This is a genomic window from Streptomyces sp. AHA2, assembly GCF_036857595.1.
Taxonomy (GTDB): domain Bacteria; phylum Actinomycetota; class Actinomycetes; order Streptomycetales; family Streptomycetaceae; genus Streptomyces.
The window spans coordinates 24,506-40,061 of record NZ_JAUQWJ010000016.1; the positions used below are offsets into that span (position 1 = coordinate 24,506).

A 15,556-nucleotide genomic window follows, 5' to 3' on the forward strand; every position below is an offset into this window, starting at 1 on the left:
CTGTGCCTTCCGTCTCTTTCGCAGTGCGTCGCGGGTGCCGTGACGGCGGGGGTGCGCCGGCAGGCTCAGCGCTCGACCGTGACGTCCATGTAGGGCGGCAGTTGCGGCAGCCGGGCGCCGTCGTGCTCCAGCACGCTCACGCCGCCGGACTGCCCCACCTCGCGGAAGCCGGAGAACTTGTAGGTGACGTACATGGTCCGGTTGCGGTCGGTGGGCACGAACTCCGCGCGCAGGGCGACGCCGGCCTGGTGGGCGCTGCGGATGAGATGGCCCAGCAGCACGGAGCCGACCCCGCGTGCCATGACACGGCACGACATCAGCAGCAGCTTCACCGTCCACACGTCGCTGCCGCGCTCCACGAGGGCCAAACCGATCCTGCCGTAGGTGCCGTAGCGGTCCTCCAGGCCCGCGACCAGCAGGTCGTGGCCGGGCGAGCGGCGAAAGGCGTCCAGTTCCTCGTAGGAGTAGGTGTAGCCGGTGGCGTTGAGCTGGTGGGTGCGCACGGTCAGTTCCTCCGCGCGCTGCAGGTCGCGCTCGCGGGCGGGCGCGATGGTCAAGCGCATGCCCAGGCAGGCGAGGAACTCCTCGTCGGTGCCGTGGTGGTCCACCTGCGCCTGTTTGCGCTCGGCGTCGGCCCGGTACAGGTGGCGGCGCTCGCGCGAGTCGGCGGTGACGAACCGCGGCCGCATCCGCGGCAGGTCGGGAAGGGCGGCGGCGTCGGCGGCGTCGACGCACAGCACGTCGGCGTGTGCGAAGCGCACCTCGTCCCGTTCGAAGGGCTGGTCGTCGACGAAGGCCAAAGTGTCGACGCCGATGTTGATCGCCTCGGCGACGGCTTTCACCGACTGCGACTTGCTGCCCCAGTTGATCTGCGGGTACAGGAAGTACTCGGCGATGCCGAACTCCTCGAGCTTGGCCATGGCCGCGTCATGGTCGTTGCGGCTGGCGACGGAGTGCAGGATGCCGCGCTCGTCGAGGGTGCGGATCACCTCGACGACCTCGGGCCGCACGGTGACCTCGCCGTCCTCCAGCAGCACGCCGTCCCACACGGTGTTGTCCAGGTCCCACACCACGCACTTGACGGTCTTGACGGCATTGACGGTGGCGGTCATCGCTCACTCCTGCAGGGGCGTTGTTGGAACGCGTACTCGGCGAGGCCCACTTGGTGCAGCTGCGCGCTGCCCTCGATGATCTCCATCACGCGGGAGTCGCCGAGCAGGCGCTGGACGGGGTAGTCGGAGCTGCAGCCGTTGGCCCCGTGCAGCTGCACGGCGTCGGCGGCGGCCCGCCCGGCGGCGGCGGCCGCGAAGTACTTCGCGGTGGACGTGGCGGCCGGCGCGTGCGGGTCACGCGCGTCGCGCAGCCGCCCGGCCTCCAGGCACAACAGCCGGGCCGCGCGGGCGTCGGTGTACATGTCGCTGATCATCCGGCGCACCAGCTGGTGGTCCTTGATGAGGGATCCGAACTGCTCGCGCCGGCAGGCGTAGTCCACACAGGCCTCCAGGGCGGCGTCGAGGATGCCGACGCAGCCCCAGCCGACGGTGTAGCGGCCCAGGTCCAAGGCGGCGCCCACCGCGTGGGAGACGCCCAGCCCGGCCCGGGCGAGCAGATGGCTGCCGGGGATTCGGCAGCCGTCGAGGCGGACATGGGCGGTCATCGAGGCACGGATGCCGATCATGTCCTCGATGAGCTCGGTGGACAGCCCCGGGGTGTCCCGCTCCACCAGCAGGGCCGTGGGGCCCTCGGCGGAGCGCCCCACCAGCAAGAAGACGTCGGCGCTGTCCCCGTAGGTGATCCACTTCTTGTGGCCGCTGACGATGAAGTCGTCGCCGTCGCGGTCGATGCGGGTGCTGACCCCGGCCGCGTCGCTGCCCGTGCCCGGCTCGGACACGGCGAGCGCCGCGATGCGTTCACCGCTGGCCAGCCGGGGCAGCCAGCGCTCCTTCACCTCGCGGCCCGCCCAGCGGGCGACGGTGTGCGCCACCATCGAGTGCACGGTCAGCAGGCTGCGCACCGAGGAGCAGGCGCGGCCCAGTTCACCGGCGAGCAGCCCCAAGGTGACCGCGTCGCAGCCGCCCCCGCCGTACTCGCGCGGCACATGCATGCCCAGCAGGCCCTCTTCGGCCAGCAGCCGGATCACTGCCGGCGGGGTGCGCTGGGCACGGTGCCAGGTGTCGGCGTGGGGTGCGATGTGGCGGTCGGTGAAGGCCCGGAACTGCGTGCGGGCCTGTTCCTGGTGCTCGGTGAGCGCTCCGGTCATCGTCCTCGCCCCGCTCTCGGTCGGCCCTCTACTGCGCGAGGGAGGCGGACAGCTTGCGGGTGACGAACCCCTCAAGCGCGCTGATGGAGCGGAAGTGCTCCATCTCCAGATCCTCGTTGTCGACCGTGATGGCGAACTCGTGCTCCACGAACGACACCAGCTGCATGGCGAACATCGAGCTGACGAAGCCGAGCTCGAAGATGTCGTCGTCGTCCGTCAGATCCTGGACCGGGAAGAAACGCGCAAGGTAGGCGGCGATCGTGGCCCTGATGTCGGGGCCGGCCGGGCCGGCGGTGGTGTCCGTGCTCATGGTCGTGGTCATCCGTCCTGTCGTCGTGGCGGTGGAAAGAAGACAGCGGGGCCTCAGCGGTAGGTGTGGAAGCCCTCGCCGCTCTTTCGCCCGAGCAGGCCGGCGGCCACCATCTTCTTCAGCAGCGGCGCCGGCCGGTACTTGTCGTCGTTGAAGCTCTCGTACAGCACCTCGACCGACTTCAAAATCGTGTCCAGGCCGATCAGGTCGGCGGTCTCCAACGGGCCCATGCGGTGGTCGAAGCAGGTCCGGAAGATGCGGTCGACGTCGGCCGGCGCAGCGACCTTGTCCTGCACCAGGAAGACGGCCTCGTTGATGGTGAGCATCAGCACCCGGTTGGACACAAAGCCCGGCACGTCCTCGACGACGATGCACTCCTTGCCCAGCTCGGCCAGGAAACGGCGGGCGGTGTCGATCGTCTCGGGCGTGGTGTGGTAGCCGCGGATCACCTCCACCATCGGCTTCATCGGCACCGGGTTCATGAAGTGCATGCCCACCACCCGCTCGGGCCGCACGGTGCAGGAGGCGATACGGGTGATGGAGATCGCGGAGGTGTTCACCGCGAACACCACCTCCGGGCGCACGATACGGTCGATCCGCTCGTACACCTCCTTCTTGACCTGCCAGTCCTCGGTGACGTTCTCGACGACGAAGTCGGCCTCGGCGAGCAGTTCGTAGTCGGTGGTGAACTCCACACGCTCGATGACGGCCGCGATGTCCACGCCCGCGCCCTTGTGGAACAGGGCAAAGGTGCGCAGGCCGGTACGCAGTTCCTGCCGGGCGCGCTGAAGGACGTCGTCGTGGACGTCGACGAGGACGACCCGGTGACCGCTCTGGGCGAGGCTCTGCGCGACGCCGACGCCCATGACACCCGCGCCGACCACTGCCACAGTCGCAAATTCCATGTCCGAAACTCCGTTCACGTCAGCGTCAGCGTCAGCCGCGAACGGCGTAGATGTTGTGGATGTCGGTGCCGACATACATCTCGTCCTGCTCGGCACACACGGTGAAGCCGTGTCCCCGCAGCAGCTTCACCAGGCGGGCGACCTCGCCGTCTGCGTCGTGCACCTCCAGCACCATCTGCTGGATCTTGGGCCAGTCCTGCTCGGCGATACCGTCGATGACCTGCCGCTCGCTCTTTTGCACATCGATCTTGATCAGGTCGATCCGCTCGATGCCCTGCTCACGGATCACCGCCGACAGCGGGCGCAGCGTGGCGGTGAACTCGATCGCCTCCAAGCGCACATCGAGCAACTCCTCGTCGGCGACCAGCCCGGCCACCTCCGCGTCCGCCTCCCTTCGGTGCTGGTTGGCGATGATCGTGCGCAGGTTGTGCTTCTCCTCCGCCTCGTCGGGGTGGAAGGAGGACATGCCGGAACTGCGCGGGTAGAAGGTGAACGCCGCCTGCGACTCGGCGTCGGACAGGCCGATGTCGAACACGGTGGCGTTCACGCCGTGCTCGGCCACGTTCCGGCTGAGCAGCTCGACCATGGGCGGGGCCGGCTCGAAGGCGAAGACCCGCACGTTCTTCGCCTCGTAGTGCGCGAACAGGGTGAACAGGCCGATGTTGCCGCCGACATCGACGACGGTGGCCCCCTCACGCAGGGTGATGCCGTTCCTGGCGTAGGTGCGGTGCTCGAAGATGTCCTGGTAGAAGTGCCGGGTCTCGGCCTCGTTTTGGTGCCACACCGTCAGCGCGTTGGGCAGCTCGATCCGCGCCAGCGACGTGCCGGTGTGCGAGGAACCCGCGGCGTCACCGTCGAGCTGCCCGCCCGCCCGGAGCCTTTCCACGGCGGCGGCCATCCGGGCGATCGTGGACCACTCATAGACCTGACGCAACGTCAACTCCACGCCGAAAGCACGCTTGATGCGCAGGCAGAGCCGGGTCGCCAGCAGCGAGTTCCCGCCGACCTCGAAGAAACTCACATCACGCGCCAGCCGCTCGTTGTTCAAGATCCTCGCCCACACACCGGCCAGCTCCCGCTCCACCGCGCCCACCATGCCGGCTGAACCACCCCCCTCCCGCCCGACCGTGCCGGCACCGGCGGCAACCCGGTCCCACTCCCCCACGGCACCGGCGGCAGCACCATCGGCAGCCGTGTCCAGCGCACCCGCAGCACCCCCGGCAGCACCATCGGCGACCGGGCCCCACTCCCCCACGGCACCGGCAGCAACCGGGTCCAGCGCACCCGCGGCACCGGCGGCAACCGGGTCCCACTCCCCCGCAGCACCCTCGGCAGCACCGCCGGCGGCCGGGTCCAGCGCACCCGCGGCACCGGCGGCAACCGGGTCCCACTCCCCCGCAGCACCCTCGGCAGCACCGCCGGCGGCCGGGTCCAGCGCACCCGCGGCACCGGCGGCGACCGGGTCCAGCGCACCGGCGGCACCGGCGGCGGCCGGGTCCAGTGCACCGGTGGGGAAACGGTCCCAGTCGATGTCCGCGCCCGCCAGCCACAGCCGGCCCAGCGCCTTCAACGCCACCGCCGAGTCCGACGTGCGCTGAAGCGAGTGACGCATGGACGCCACGATCGCACCGGCGTCGCTGCCGCGCACCGCGCTGGCCATACTGCTCAGGCTCTGACCCGGACCGGCCTCCAGCAGCAGCGCACCGGCCGGCAGATGCGCCAGCCCCTCGGCGAACCGCACCGGACTGAGAAGATGACGCGCCCAGTACGCGGGATCGGTGGCCTGCTCGTCGGTGATCGGCTCACCGGTGACATTGGACAGGTAAGGGATGCTCGGCGCTTTGAGGGTGACCGACCGCGCCAGCTCCGTCACCCGCTCGGCGACAGGCTCCATCATCGAGGAGTGGAAAGCGTGCGTGCTCTGCACCCGGCGACACACCACACCACCCTCACGCAGGGAAGTCTCCAGCGCCTCCACCGCAGCCACCGCACCGCCCACGACACACAACTGCGGGCCGTTGACCGCCGACAGCGACAGCTGCCCACCCAGCAGCGCGGTGACCTCCCGCTCAGGCAGCATCACCGCCAGCATGGCCCCCGCGGGCAACTCCTCGATGAGCGCCGCCCGACGAGCCACCAGCATCAACGCATCCCCGACACTGAGCACACCGGCCAACGTCGCCGCCACATACTCACCCAGGCTGTAACCGACCATCAACGACGGACGAGCACCCCACGACTGCCACAACCGGGCCAGCGCATACTCCACGACGAACAACGCCGGCTGCGCCAACGCAGTGGCACGCAACCGGCGCTCACCCTCACCACGCGGACCCCTCCCACCGGCCAGCATGCGGCGCAGATCCACCACCGGCCCGCCCGCCACGGCCGCATCACCACACCCAGCGGCGGGAAAGATCACCTCGCGGATGTCCACACCCAACTCACCGATCAGCGCCTGCGCACAGACATCGACCGCCTCACGAAACACAGGGAACTCGCGATACAGATCACCACCCATGCCCACGTAGTGATCCCCCAGACCGGGAAACATGAACACCACCGGCTTCACACCGGCGACCTCCCCCACCCCGACCCGCGTGGTGACACCCCCACCCGTCAGGAAAGCACCACGCCACCCACCCGGGGCACCACCCACCGAACCCACAACCACCGGCACACCCCCCCCAGCGGCCGCCCCACCCCGACCGGCTCCCGACCCGCCACCACCCGCACCCACCACCGCACGGCAACCGGCCAGCAACGCCAACCGCCACGACACCGGCCCACACCCCGCCGACACCGCCCCGTCATCGGTCCCAGCTGTCATGATCCTGGAGCTCATGCCTCTCCCCGCAGTGTCGGCCGTCCGCAAGGGCCCAGCACCCACAGCCCCGCGCCCCCACATCCATCACCCACCCACCCTCACCACCCCACCTAGAGCACCACCAGAGCAACACCAGAGCACCACCCCACACCCCCACACCCGGCACCCCGACACCCCGACACCCCGACACCCCGACACCCCCAGCACCCGGCACCCCGACACCCCGGCACCCGGCACCCGACACCCGGCACCACGACACCCCCGCACCCGGCACCCCGACACCCGGCACCCGGCACCCCCGCACCGGAAACCACAGCCCAAGACGCAAAACCGGAAAACGCAACGAGCCGACCGACCGCCATGCCATACCCAGTCCATCGCTGGGCACGAAGCGAAACGCCAGAGCACGACGATCGGGAACGAGAAACACCCACCCGGGTATAGCCGCCCACCGTGGCGAGGCAGCTCGCACACCAGCGGTAGGCGTGGGCCGTGCCCGGCTGGTCGAGGTGGCAGGCGACCACAGGAGCGCCGATCGGTGTCTCCGCTCCCGGCCTCCCGTCAGCTCGCCGCAGCATTTCCATGTCCTGCTCGCAGAACGCTGTGAGATCGGCATCCGTGCGCCACGGACACCGCGTGCACGGCCAGTTGCGATACTCGTACACGGCGCCCGGCGGCAGATGCCACACCGCGTGCCCGCTGCTCTCTCAGGCCGTGCCCGTCTGACAGAGCTTCTCCATCGGCCCTTCCGCCCTGCTCGCTCGGCACTCGATCATCCCGGCGTGCGATGCGGTTTGACCGGCCCCCGCACGTCATGTGGCGCGGTCCACCGTCTGGTTGGGCCGTCCCGAAGTCTCCGACGGGCCCGGGGCGCAGGTCCCTGCCCGCCGTCGAACGCCCCCGGCGTGCACCGGAGCGCCCCCGCGTGAGGGGATGACCGTCGGCGCTTCTGCGCCAACCATGGGAGCGGGCCGGGCCGGGACCGGCGCCACGGAGGCGAGGGCCGTCGAGAGCGTGCGGGAGGCAGCGATGGGGCGACGTTGGCTGGTGACGGGGTGCTCCTCGGGACTGGGCCGGGCGCTGGCCGAGGCGGCGGCGCGGGAGGGGCACGAGGTGGCGGTCACCGCACGCGACACCGCCGCCCTGGACGACCTGGCCGCCGCCTGGCCCGGACGGATCGTCCCCCTCCCGCTGGAACTGCGCGACGCCGCCCAGTGCGAGGAGGCCGTCCGCACCGCCGCCGACCGTCTGGGCGGGGTCGACGTCCTCGTGAACAACGCGGGCGCCGGCCTGTTCGGCGCGGTCGAGGAAGTCTCCGACGCCGAGCTGCGCGACCAGCTGGAGACCCTGGTCGTGGGCCCCTGGCGGCTGGTCCGCCTGGTCCTGCCGCTCATGCGCGCCCAGGGAGGCGGGCACATCGTCAACGTCTCCTCCCTGGCGGGCCGGATGGCGTTCCCCGGGCTGGGCGCGTACGTCGCCGGGAAGTACGCCCTGGAGGGTATGAGCCAGGCGCTGGCCGCGGAGGTGGGCGGCCAGGGCGTGCGAGTCACCGTGGTGGAGCCCGGCGGTTTCGCGACCCGTTACGGGACGTCGCTCGCCGAGTCGGGCCGCCGGCTGTCCGAGTACGCCGCGGTCACCGCCGAAACCCTGGACGCGGTGCGCGGCATGGCGGGCGACCCGGCCACCGGACGGCCCCAGGACTTCGCCGCCCGGATCCTCGCCATCGTCGCCGCCGACGTGCCCACCCCGTTGCGCGTCCCGGTGGGCGATGACGCCTACACCTACCTGGAGATTGCCGAGCAGGCCGCCCGCGAGGAACTCGCCGCCGCCCGCGCCCTGGTCGGGGGATTGTCACCGCTGCCGTCCGCCACGACGTAGGAGCCGCGCCGCGCACCGCCGACCACGTGACAGGCGGGTGTGACGGGCGCCGTCGCCCGCCCGGTCGCGGTCGGGGTTGCACAGCACGGTGAACGCGTCGTGGTTGCAGGTCAGGGAACCCCTCGGGGGCCTCGTAGAACTGGAGGCGGGGTTAACGACCAGCGCGCGCAGTTCGCGTCTGCCGGGGTAGGTCCCGGCGTAGCGGGTGGAGAACTCGGCGGCCGTGGCGCGGTAGCGGTCGGCGGCCGGGCCGCTGACCTTCTCTCCGGCGTCGATGCGTTCGCCGGCCTCGGCGAGGGTCTCGGCCAGGGCAAGGCCCTTCTCCTGTTCCGGGACCTCGAGCATGTCGGCCTTCGGGCGGCCCAAGCGGTGATGCCGGTGGGGATCCACGGACGCATGCACCCCTCCTCGGTTCGTAGTCGTCCCGTCACCTACGGTAAGGAAGGGTGCCGGCCGGAGACAGGGCGCGACGAGTCACACGAGGGCAGGGCCGTACGACGCCACGCACCCGTCCCGTCACCAGGCCGCGTTCGGCCCGTCGCGACGACGTCCGGCCGTGCGCCGGCGACGTGCCCAGTCGCCTCGCCGAGCGATCTCTGCTCGAGGAAGCCAAGCGCTGGTGCCACCGAGCAGCTCTGGCCTCGCCTTCACGCCGACGGCCCGTACACCCGTCGGCAACAGCGCCGGCAGCACGGCCCCGCTGTCCGGTCACCTGCCCAGCACCGAGTCGAACGCCGTACGGATGTCCGACTCGGAGGGGGAGACGAACTGGTCGCCCGGGCCCAGGTCGTACAGGTGGTACTGGTAGTGCAGGACGCTCGGACAGCTGGTGCCTTCGATCTGGACCGAGCGGGGGGTGAGTCGTTCGCCGGTGCGCAGTTCGTAGACCTTGAGAGGAATCCTGGCCTCGTAATAGGTGACCCGGTGGGGCAGGTACCGAGACTTCTTGTTCTCGTACGAACAGGTCTGCACGACGCTGCCGTTCTCCGCCTCGCCCGCGCAGACCACCAACGCGGCCTTCGCCGGGTCGGCCGTGCGCCAGGAGCCGGGGAGCCTGTCGGTGTACTCCGTGTCGCCGAGGAACAGGGCGCGGGCGGAACCCTTGCGGAAGGGCGGGGCCGCGCTGTACTTCGCGGGCTTGTCGCAGTAACCGGACGAGGTGTCCGACGTGGCCTCCACCAGCTCCCGCACCTGGTTCAGCTCAATGGCGACGGTGGCCTTGCGCACCCCGCCGCGTGCCCGGCCGGCCCGGCTGTCGGCCGGGTACTCGGCGAGAAGCCTTCGGTACTGCTCGCGCGCCTCGCGCCAGGCGTCCCGCGCCATCAGCCGGTCACCGCAGTCCACCAGGGCGGCGGGTTCCGTGCGGCCCGCCGTGGACACGGAGCGGTCCAGGACGTCGTGGCTGCGTGGGCGCTTGCGCAGCCAGGCCGTGAGGTCGGACGTGTCGCAGGAGTCGTCGGTCGGCAGCGCGTCGAGGAAGCCGTCCAGGACGGTCCCTACGGTCTGCTCGTTGCCGGGTTCGTCCAGCACAGTGGCGAGCGTGCCGAAGCCGCGGGCCAGCTCCTTCGTGCTGCCCGTGCGCACCGCCCTGGCCAGGGCGGACGCGGCGCCGTCGAGACGCCGGCACGCCCGCACGACCGCGTCCCCGGGCTGCACCACCGGCGCGCCCGCCAGCCGGTGCCCCCGTCCCACCTCGCCCTGTGCCGCCACGGCCGCCTCGCAGTCACCGGCTTGACGGGCCGCCGCAACACGGTTCTCGATGCCGTGGGCGTCCACGCGCAACAGCACCGCCGTCAGCAGGACCGTCAGAGCCCCGGCCAGGGTCGCCGCGCGCTGACCGCGGCGTACCGTGTGCTCGGGCCACCGCCGCGCCAGGTAGCGGCCGTGTGCGATGCCGCCGGCCCACCACAGCAGCAGCAACACCTCGGCCCAGGTCTCGGAGGATCTCGCCACGGCGGTCAGCAGCATGACGGAGCCGAGCACGGCGACCGCCGCCGCACGCCGTCGGCGCAGCATCAGGTAACCGATACCGAGCAGCGTGGCGTTGCCGAAGGCCACCGCCGGCGGGTCGGGCGCGGCCGCAAACAGGGAGCGTCGGGGTGCGTACGCCGAGTGCGCCGCATCGGTGTGTTCCGTCATGGCGCGTCGACCTCCCGCGCCCCGGTGACGGCCGGGCGTGCCGCGAAGTAGGAACGGCCGCTGCCGCCGCTCACGGTCCACAGCGCCGCGCCGTCCACCACCGCGATCAGGAGCACGCCGAGGTTCGGCGCCCCGCCCGCGAGCGAACCGAGGAGCGCGAAGAGCATCGCAAGCGTCACCAAGCCCATGCAGACGATCAGCACCACACGGACCCAGCTGTGCCGCCGGTGCGCCAGGACGGCACAGGCGATCAGCATCGCCGCCAGCCCCCAGCACAGCAGCGCCACGAACCAGGCCAGGCCCCACGACATGATCAGGTCCTGCCCGTGGTCCTGCTTGTTCCGGTTCTCCGCGATGACCGCCCACCCGCCGAAGACGCACCCGACCGCATGCCCGGCGGCCACCACCAGGACGAAGATCAGTGCCCCGGGCATCTTCACCCTCCGGGAGTCCCGCGCTTCCTGCATCACCGTGACCTCACCCTTCGTCGTCCCACGTCCATGTCTGACGTCTTCGTCGCCGGGGCCGCCGTGCCCTTCGGGCAGGTGCGGCCCGAAGCCTCCCCACGCGGGATTCGGGCCGCACCCCCGGCCCGGCGCTCAGTCGACCACCGCGCGGGGTTGTTCGGCAGGTCCCCTTCCGGCACCGAACAACCTGGGCGGACACCCGGCACGCGGGGCGCACGAGGGCCTGGCCCGCGCGAGGCGGGATCCGCCCCGTGCGGCGGGAGGATCCGTGAGGATCGGGTGAACTCCCGTGTGTCGCAGGGCGATATGTCGGAGTGTCGATCCGACGGGGACGCTGGGGAGGGGGCCACATGGCAGGGCAGTCAGGACCGGGTCGTGCCGAGGGCGACCTCGACCCGGCGGCCGGGCCGGTGCAGCGGTTCGCCGCGGGGCTGCGCGCGCTGCGCGAGTCGGCGGGCAGACCCACCTACCGGGACATGGCACGGCGGGCGCGCTACGGCGTCACCACCCTGTCCCAGGCGGCGGCCGGCAAACAGTTGCCCACCCGCGCGGTGACGCTCGCCTACGTCAAGGCCTGCGGCGGTGACCTCGACGAGTGGGAGCGGCGCTGGCACGAGGCGTCGCGGGAACTGGCCGCCGAGACCGCCGCCGACGACAGCGTCCGGCCCCCCTACCGCGGCCTGACGCGGTTCGAGCCGGGCGACGCCGAGCTGTTCTTCGGCCGCGACCGGCTCGTGGAGCGGCTCACCGAGCTGAACCGCAAGCACCGCTTCACCGCGGTCTTCGGTCCCTCCGGCAGCGGCAAGTCCTCCCTGCTGCGCGCCGGCCTGATCCCCCGGCTGGGCGAACCCGGCGACGACCCCCCTCCCGCCGCCGTACGCATCCTCACCCCCGGCCCCGACCCGCTCCGTACCCACGCCGAACGGCTCGCTCCCGTGCCCGGCACGGACGCCGACACCTGGCTCGTCGTCGACCAGTTCGAGGAGCTGTACACCCTCGGCGCCGACCCGGCCGACCGGGACACCTTCATCGACCGCCTGGTCGCCGCCACCGGGGCCGACAGCCGGCTGCGCGTCGTCCTCGCGGTACGGGCGGACTTCCTCGGTCGCTGCGCCGAACACCCGGCACTCACCGCCGCCTTGCAGGACGCCACCCTGCTCGCCGGTCCGATGAGCCGCGCCGAGCTGCGGGAGGCCATCGTCCGGCCCGCCGCCGCGGCCGGCCTGATCGTCGAACGCACCCTGACCGAACGGCTCCTCGACGAGGTCGAGGACGCCCCGGGCGGGCTGCCCCTGATGTCGCACGCCCTGCTGGAAACCTGGCGCCACCGCGCCGGCCGAGCCCTGACCGAGACGGCCTACGAGGCGGCCGGCGGGCTGCACGGCGCCGTCGTACGAACGGCCGAGGAGGTGTACGGCGGACTCACGCAGGCGCAGGCCGAGTTGGCTCGGCGTATTCTGCTGCGTCTTGTCACTCCGGGCGACGGGACCGCCGACACCCGCCGCCCCACCGTCCACGCGGAGCTGGACTTCGGTGACCCCGAGGACACCCGGCTGGTCCTGGAACGACTGGTGCGGGCCCGGCTTCTCACCTTCGACGACGGCACCGCCGACCTCGCCCACGAGGCCCTCATCACCGCCTGGCCACGGCTGCGCGCCTGGATCGACGCCGAACGCGACCGGCTGCGCGTGCACCGCGCCCTGAGCGAGGCGGCCCGTACCTGGCAGGAACTCGGGCACGAGAACGCCGCGCTCTACGCGGGCTCCCGCCTCGCTGCCGCCCGGGATGCCTTCCCGGCCCCCGCGCCGCGGCCCACCCGGCCGCCCGAACCCCCCACCTCACCGAGGCACTCCCCACCGACCTCGCCCCGGCTCTCCTCACTGCCCACCCCACCACCCCCTTCCCGCGTCTCGGCCGGCGACGAACTCACCCCACTGGAGCGGCGGTTCCTCACCGCCTCCCTGCGGCGCCGGCGCCGCGCCCTGCTGCTGCGCCGCACGGTCGTGGCGATACTCGCCGCGCTCGCCCTGCTCGCCACCGGCACCGCGGTCGTCGCCCTCCAGGCGCGCGCCACCGCGCAGGCCGAACGGGACGACGCGGTCTTCGGGCAGCTCACCGCCGAAGCCGACCGGGCCCGCGAGACGCACGCCGGGCTGGCCGCCCGGCTCGATGTCGCCGCCTACGGCATGCGCTCCACCGCCGGGCTGCGGACCCGGCTGGCATCGGACGCGGGCCGGGTCCTGGCCACGCGGCTGCCCGGGCACGACGGGGTGGGCAGTTCGATGGCGTACGCGCCGGACGGGCGCACCCTCGCCAGCGGTGGCCACGACGGGTTGGTCAGGCTGTGGGACGCCGGCGGGAAGGCGCTGGGCGCGCCCCTGCGGCTCGGTACGGCACGCGTCGGCGCCGTAGCCTTCGCCCCGGCCGGCCGCGACCTGCTCGCGGCGGCCGGCGAGGGCGGTGCCGTCCGGCTCTGGGACGTGCGCGACCGGGAGCGGCCCCATGCCCTCGGCCGGCCGCTGACCGGCCACGACGAAGAGAACGTCGTCTCCGCGGCGTTCGCCCCCGACGGCCTGACCCTCGCCACGGCCGGCGACGACGGCACCGTACGCCTGTGGGACCTGACCGACCCGGCCCGCCCCGTGCCGCTCGGCAAGCCGGCCACCGCCGACGACTCGGACGACCGCAGCGTCCGCGCCGTCGCGTTCGCGCCCGGCGGCGGCACCCTCGCCACGGCCGGCTACGACGGCACGTTACGGATGTGGTCCTACGGCGACGAAGGCGTCCGCTCCCTCGGCAAGCCCCTGCGCGCCCACACCGACCCCGCCTGGTCGCTGGCCTTCTCGCCCGACGGCCGCACCCTCGCCACCGCCGGCTTCGACGAACGCGTCCGCCTGTGGGACGTCTCGGACCCCGGCCGCGCCGAGGCGCTCGGCGAACCGCTCACCACGCACACCGCGCCCGTCATGTCCGTCGCCTTCAGCCCCGACGGCACGGTCCTGGCCAGCGCGGGCGAGGACGACGCGCCGATCCTGTGGAACGTGGCCAACCCCGCCTACCCGCAGCAGCTCGGGGAACCGCTGACGGGCCACACCGAGGCCGTGTGGGAGGTGGCGTTCAGCCGCGACGGCCGGACCCTCGCCAGCACCGGCGCCGACGGCGGCGTCCTGCTCTGGCACCGGCCGCCGACCGTCCTCACCGACTTCACCAACCCCGTGACCGCCGTCGCCTACAGCCCCGACGGCCGCCTGCTCGCCGCCGCCAGCACCGACGACGGGCTCGTCCGTCTGTGGGACGTGCACCGCCCGGACCGGCCGCGCCGGCTGCCACGGCCGCTCGCCCACGACGACCGGGTGCTGGCCTTGGCGTTCTCCCCGGACGGCCGTACGGTCGTCAGCGGCAGCGGGGACGGCACCGTCCGCCTGTGGGACCTCGACGAACCGGACCGCCCCGAGCCTATCGGCGCACCCTCGGAGGCACACGACGGCGCCGTGCACGCCGTCGCCTTCTCCCCGCACGGCCGGGCCCTGGCCACCGGCGGCGAGGACGACACGGTGCGGCTCTGGGACGTCCGCCGACGCCACGCTGTTCGGCCGCTCGGCGCGCCCCTGCGCGGCCACGAGGACACGGTCGGCGCGCTGGCCTTCTCCCGGGACGGGCGCCTGCTGGCCACGGGCGCCGGGGACGCCGCGGTGCGCCTGTGGACGCTGGACGGGGCGCTGCGGGCCCGCCCCGGCGCGCTGCTCGACGGCCATGGAGGGGCCGTCGAGGCAGTGGCGTTCGCCCCGGACGGCAGGACCCTCGCGACGGGCGGCGACGACCGCACCGTGCGGCTGTGGCGCACCGACCGGTCGGGCCGCGCCGAGCCGCTGGGCCAGGAGCTGACCGGGCACCGCGCCGCGGTCCGGGCCCTCGCCTTCGCCCCGGACGGCAGGACCCTGGCCACCGGCAGCGGCGACCGGACGGTCCGCCTGTGGGGCGTGACCGACCCGGCCCGCGCCCAGCCCTGGGGCGAGGAACTCACCGGCCACCTCGACACCGTCACCACGGTCGCCTTCAGCCCCCGCGGGGACACCCTCGCCTCCGCGGGCTACGACCTGACGGCTCGGGTGTGGACGCTGGACACCGACCGGGCGGCGAGCTACGTCTGCGACCGCACGGCCGGTGTCCTCACCCGCGCCGACTGGCAGGAGGCCCTGCCCCGGCTGCCGTACCGGGAGGTGTGCGAAGGGCGCGGTGAGAGGGTGCGCCGGGAGGTGCGCGAGCCGCGCGACTGAATCCGTACCTGCCGGTGTGCGAGGGGGGCCGCCGGGCCCCGGAGAACTCCGAGCCACGCGCCTGGCATCATCCTCAGCCGCTGGGACGAGCCAGAGCGGGGGAAGACCCGGCTGCGCATCGGCATCGACGCCACCGACGGCGACCAGGACGCCGAGCCGGACGCCTGCCTGGCGGTCGCCGCCGGGGCCGCAGGTGAGGGGGCAGGCGATGACGGCGGCCTGGCCGTCGCGTGTGACGAGACCAGGTGTCCACCGTCAAGGGGAAGCCTCAGACGTCCTGCACCGCCCCGGGCGTTTGCCGAGCGGCTTGCCAACGTCATCCCGTAGTAACCCCTGCGCCGAGTTGTTCAGGGGGTGGAACAGGTTACTGAACAACCAGGCGGGTGCTGGAATCGGTGCAGCGGGGGCACCGGCCGGCCGGTTCGGCTCCGGGCGCACTGGGTGCTTCGGCTCCGGTGGCGCAGGTATCCCCCTTGCCGTTTCCGACCGACCG

General features: G+C 72.6%; 10 protein-coding genes. 2 read left to right on the top strand and 8 right to left on the bottom strand.

The features are described 5' to 3' along the window. Window positions 1-65 precede the first annotated feature (65 nt). From Q5694_RS26375 to Q5694_RS26395, 5 genes are read right to left on the bottom strand one after another with little or no spacing between them, the layout of a single operon-like run. On the bottom strand, window positions 66-1,112 hold the full coding sequence (locus Q5694_RS26375) for an HAD-IIIC family phosphatase (RefSeq protein ID WP_333935859.1): 1,047 nt from the start codon (window positions 1,110-1,112) through the stop codon (window positions 66-68). Further along, window positions 1,109-2,260: an acyl-CoA dehydrogenase family protein gene (locus Q5694_RS26380; protein ID WP_333935860.1), complete on the bottom strand. Its 1,152-nt coding sequence runs from the start codon at window positions 2,258-2,260 to the stop codon at window positions 1,109-1,111. Before Q5694_RS26380 ends, Q5694_RS26375 begins: the two co-directional genes overlap by 4 nt. Window positions 2,261-2,288: 28 nt before the next feature. After that, on the bottom strand, window positions 2,289-2,582 hold the full coding sequence (locus Q5694_RS26385) for an acyl carrier protein (RefSeq protein ID WP_333935861.1): 294 nt from the start codon (window positions 2,580-2,582) through the stop codon (window positions 2,289-2,291). A gap of 41 nt (window positions 2,583-2,623) precedes the next feature. Then, window positions 2,624-3,475, bottom strand: a complete 852-nt coding sequence (locus tag Q5694_RS26390; RefSeq protein ID WP_333935862.1) for a 3-hydroxyacyl-CoA dehydrogenase family protein — start codon at window positions 3,473-3,475, stop codon at window positions 2,624-2,626. A gap of 31 nt (window positions 3,476-3,506) precedes the next feature. Beyond that, on the bottom strand, window positions 3,507-6,047 hold the full coding sequence (locus tag Q5694_RS26395) for an FkbM family methyltransferase (protein ID WP_333935863.1): 2,541 nt from the start codon (window positions 6,045-6,047) through the stop codon (window positions 3,507-3,509). A gap of 1,284 nt (window positions 6,048-7,331) precedes the next feature. Here Q5694_RS26395 and Q5694_RS26400 point away from each other — a divergent pair. Continuing rightward, on the top strand, window positions 7,332-8,180 hold the full coding sequence (locus tag Q5694_RS26400) for an SDR family NAD(P)-dependent oxidoreductase (protein ID WP_333935864.1): 849 nt from the start codon (window positions 7,332-7,334) through the stop codon (window positions 8,178-8,180). Here the strand turns inward: Q5694_RS26400 and Q5694_RS26405 are convergent. The 3 genes from Q5694_RS26405 to Q5694_RS26415 all read right to left on the bottom strand — a co-directional run bounded on the left by Q5694_RS26405 (window position 8,154) and on the right by Q5694_RS26415 (window position 10,753). Beyond that, entirely contained in the window at window positions 8,154-8,525 is a 372-nt protein-coding gene (locus tag Q5694_RS26405; RefSeq protein ID WP_333935865.1) for a hypothetical protein, read from the bottom strand. The two genes, Q5694_RS26400 and Q5694_RS26405, sit on opposite strands and share 27 nt — an antisense overlap. A 363-nt stretch (window positions 8,526-8,888) precedes the next feature. Then, entirely contained in the window at window positions 8,889-10,319 is a 1,431-nt protein-coding gene (locus tag Q5694_RS26410; RefSeq protein WP_333935866.1) for a hypothetical protein, read from the bottom strand. Further along, window positions 10,316-10,753: a hypothetical protein gene (locus Q5694_RS26415; RefSeq protein ID WP_333935868.1), complete on the bottom strand. Its 438-nt coding sequence runs from the start codon at window positions 10,751-10,753 to the stop codon at window positions 10,316-10,318. The genes Q5694_RS26410 and Q5694_RS26415 overlap by 4 nt, the downstream gene beginning before the upstream one ends. 383 nt (window positions 10,754-11,136) lie before the next feature. Here Q5694_RS26415 and Q5694_RS26420 point away from each other — a divergent pair, with 383 nt between their 5' ends. Then, window positions 11,137-15,063, top strand: a complete 3,927-nt coding sequence (locus Q5694_RS26420; protein WP_333935869.1) for an nSTAND1 domain-containing NTPase — start codon at window positions 11,137-11,139, stop codon at window positions 15,061-15,063. Window positions 15,064-15,556 lie beyond the last annotated feature (493 nt).

Coding starts and splice junctions, on each gene's coding strand:
- Q5694_RS26375 (WP_333935859.1), bottom strand. CDS start 1,112: ATGACCGCCACCGTCAATGCCGTCAAGACCGTCAAGTGCGTGGTGTGG.
- Q5694_RS26385 (WP_333935861.1), bottom strand. CDS start 2,582: ATGACCACGACCATGAGCACGGACACCACCGCCGGCCCGGCCGGCCCC.
- Q5694_RS26405 (WP_333935865.1), bottom strand. CDS start 8,525: ATGCTCGAGGTCCCGGAACAGGAGAAGGGCCTTGCCCTGGCCGAGACC.
- Q5694_RS26410 (WP_333935866.1), bottom strand. CDS start 10,319: ATGACGGAACACACCGATGCGGCGCACTCGGCGTACGCACCCCGACGC.
- Q5694_RS26380 (WP_333935860.1), bottom strand. CDS start 2,260: ATGACCGGAGCGCTCACCGAGCACCAGGAACAGGCCCGCACGCAGTTC.
- Q5694_RS26415 (WP_333935868.1), bottom strand. CDS start 10,753: ATGCCCGGGGCACTGATCTTCGTCCTGGTGGTGGCCGCCGGGCATGCG.
- Q5694_RS26400 (WP_333935864.1), top strand. CDS start 7,332: ATGGGGCGACGTTGGCTGGTGACGGGGTGCTCCTCGGGACTGGGCCGG.
- Q5694_RS26420 (WP_333935869.1), top strand. CDS start 11,137: ATGGCAGGGCAGTCAGGACCGGGTCGTGCCGAGGGCGACCTCGACCCG.
- Q5694_RS26390 (WP_333935862.1), bottom strand. CDS start 3,475: ATGGAATTTGCGACTGTGGCAGTGGTCGGCGCGGGTGTCATGGGCGTC.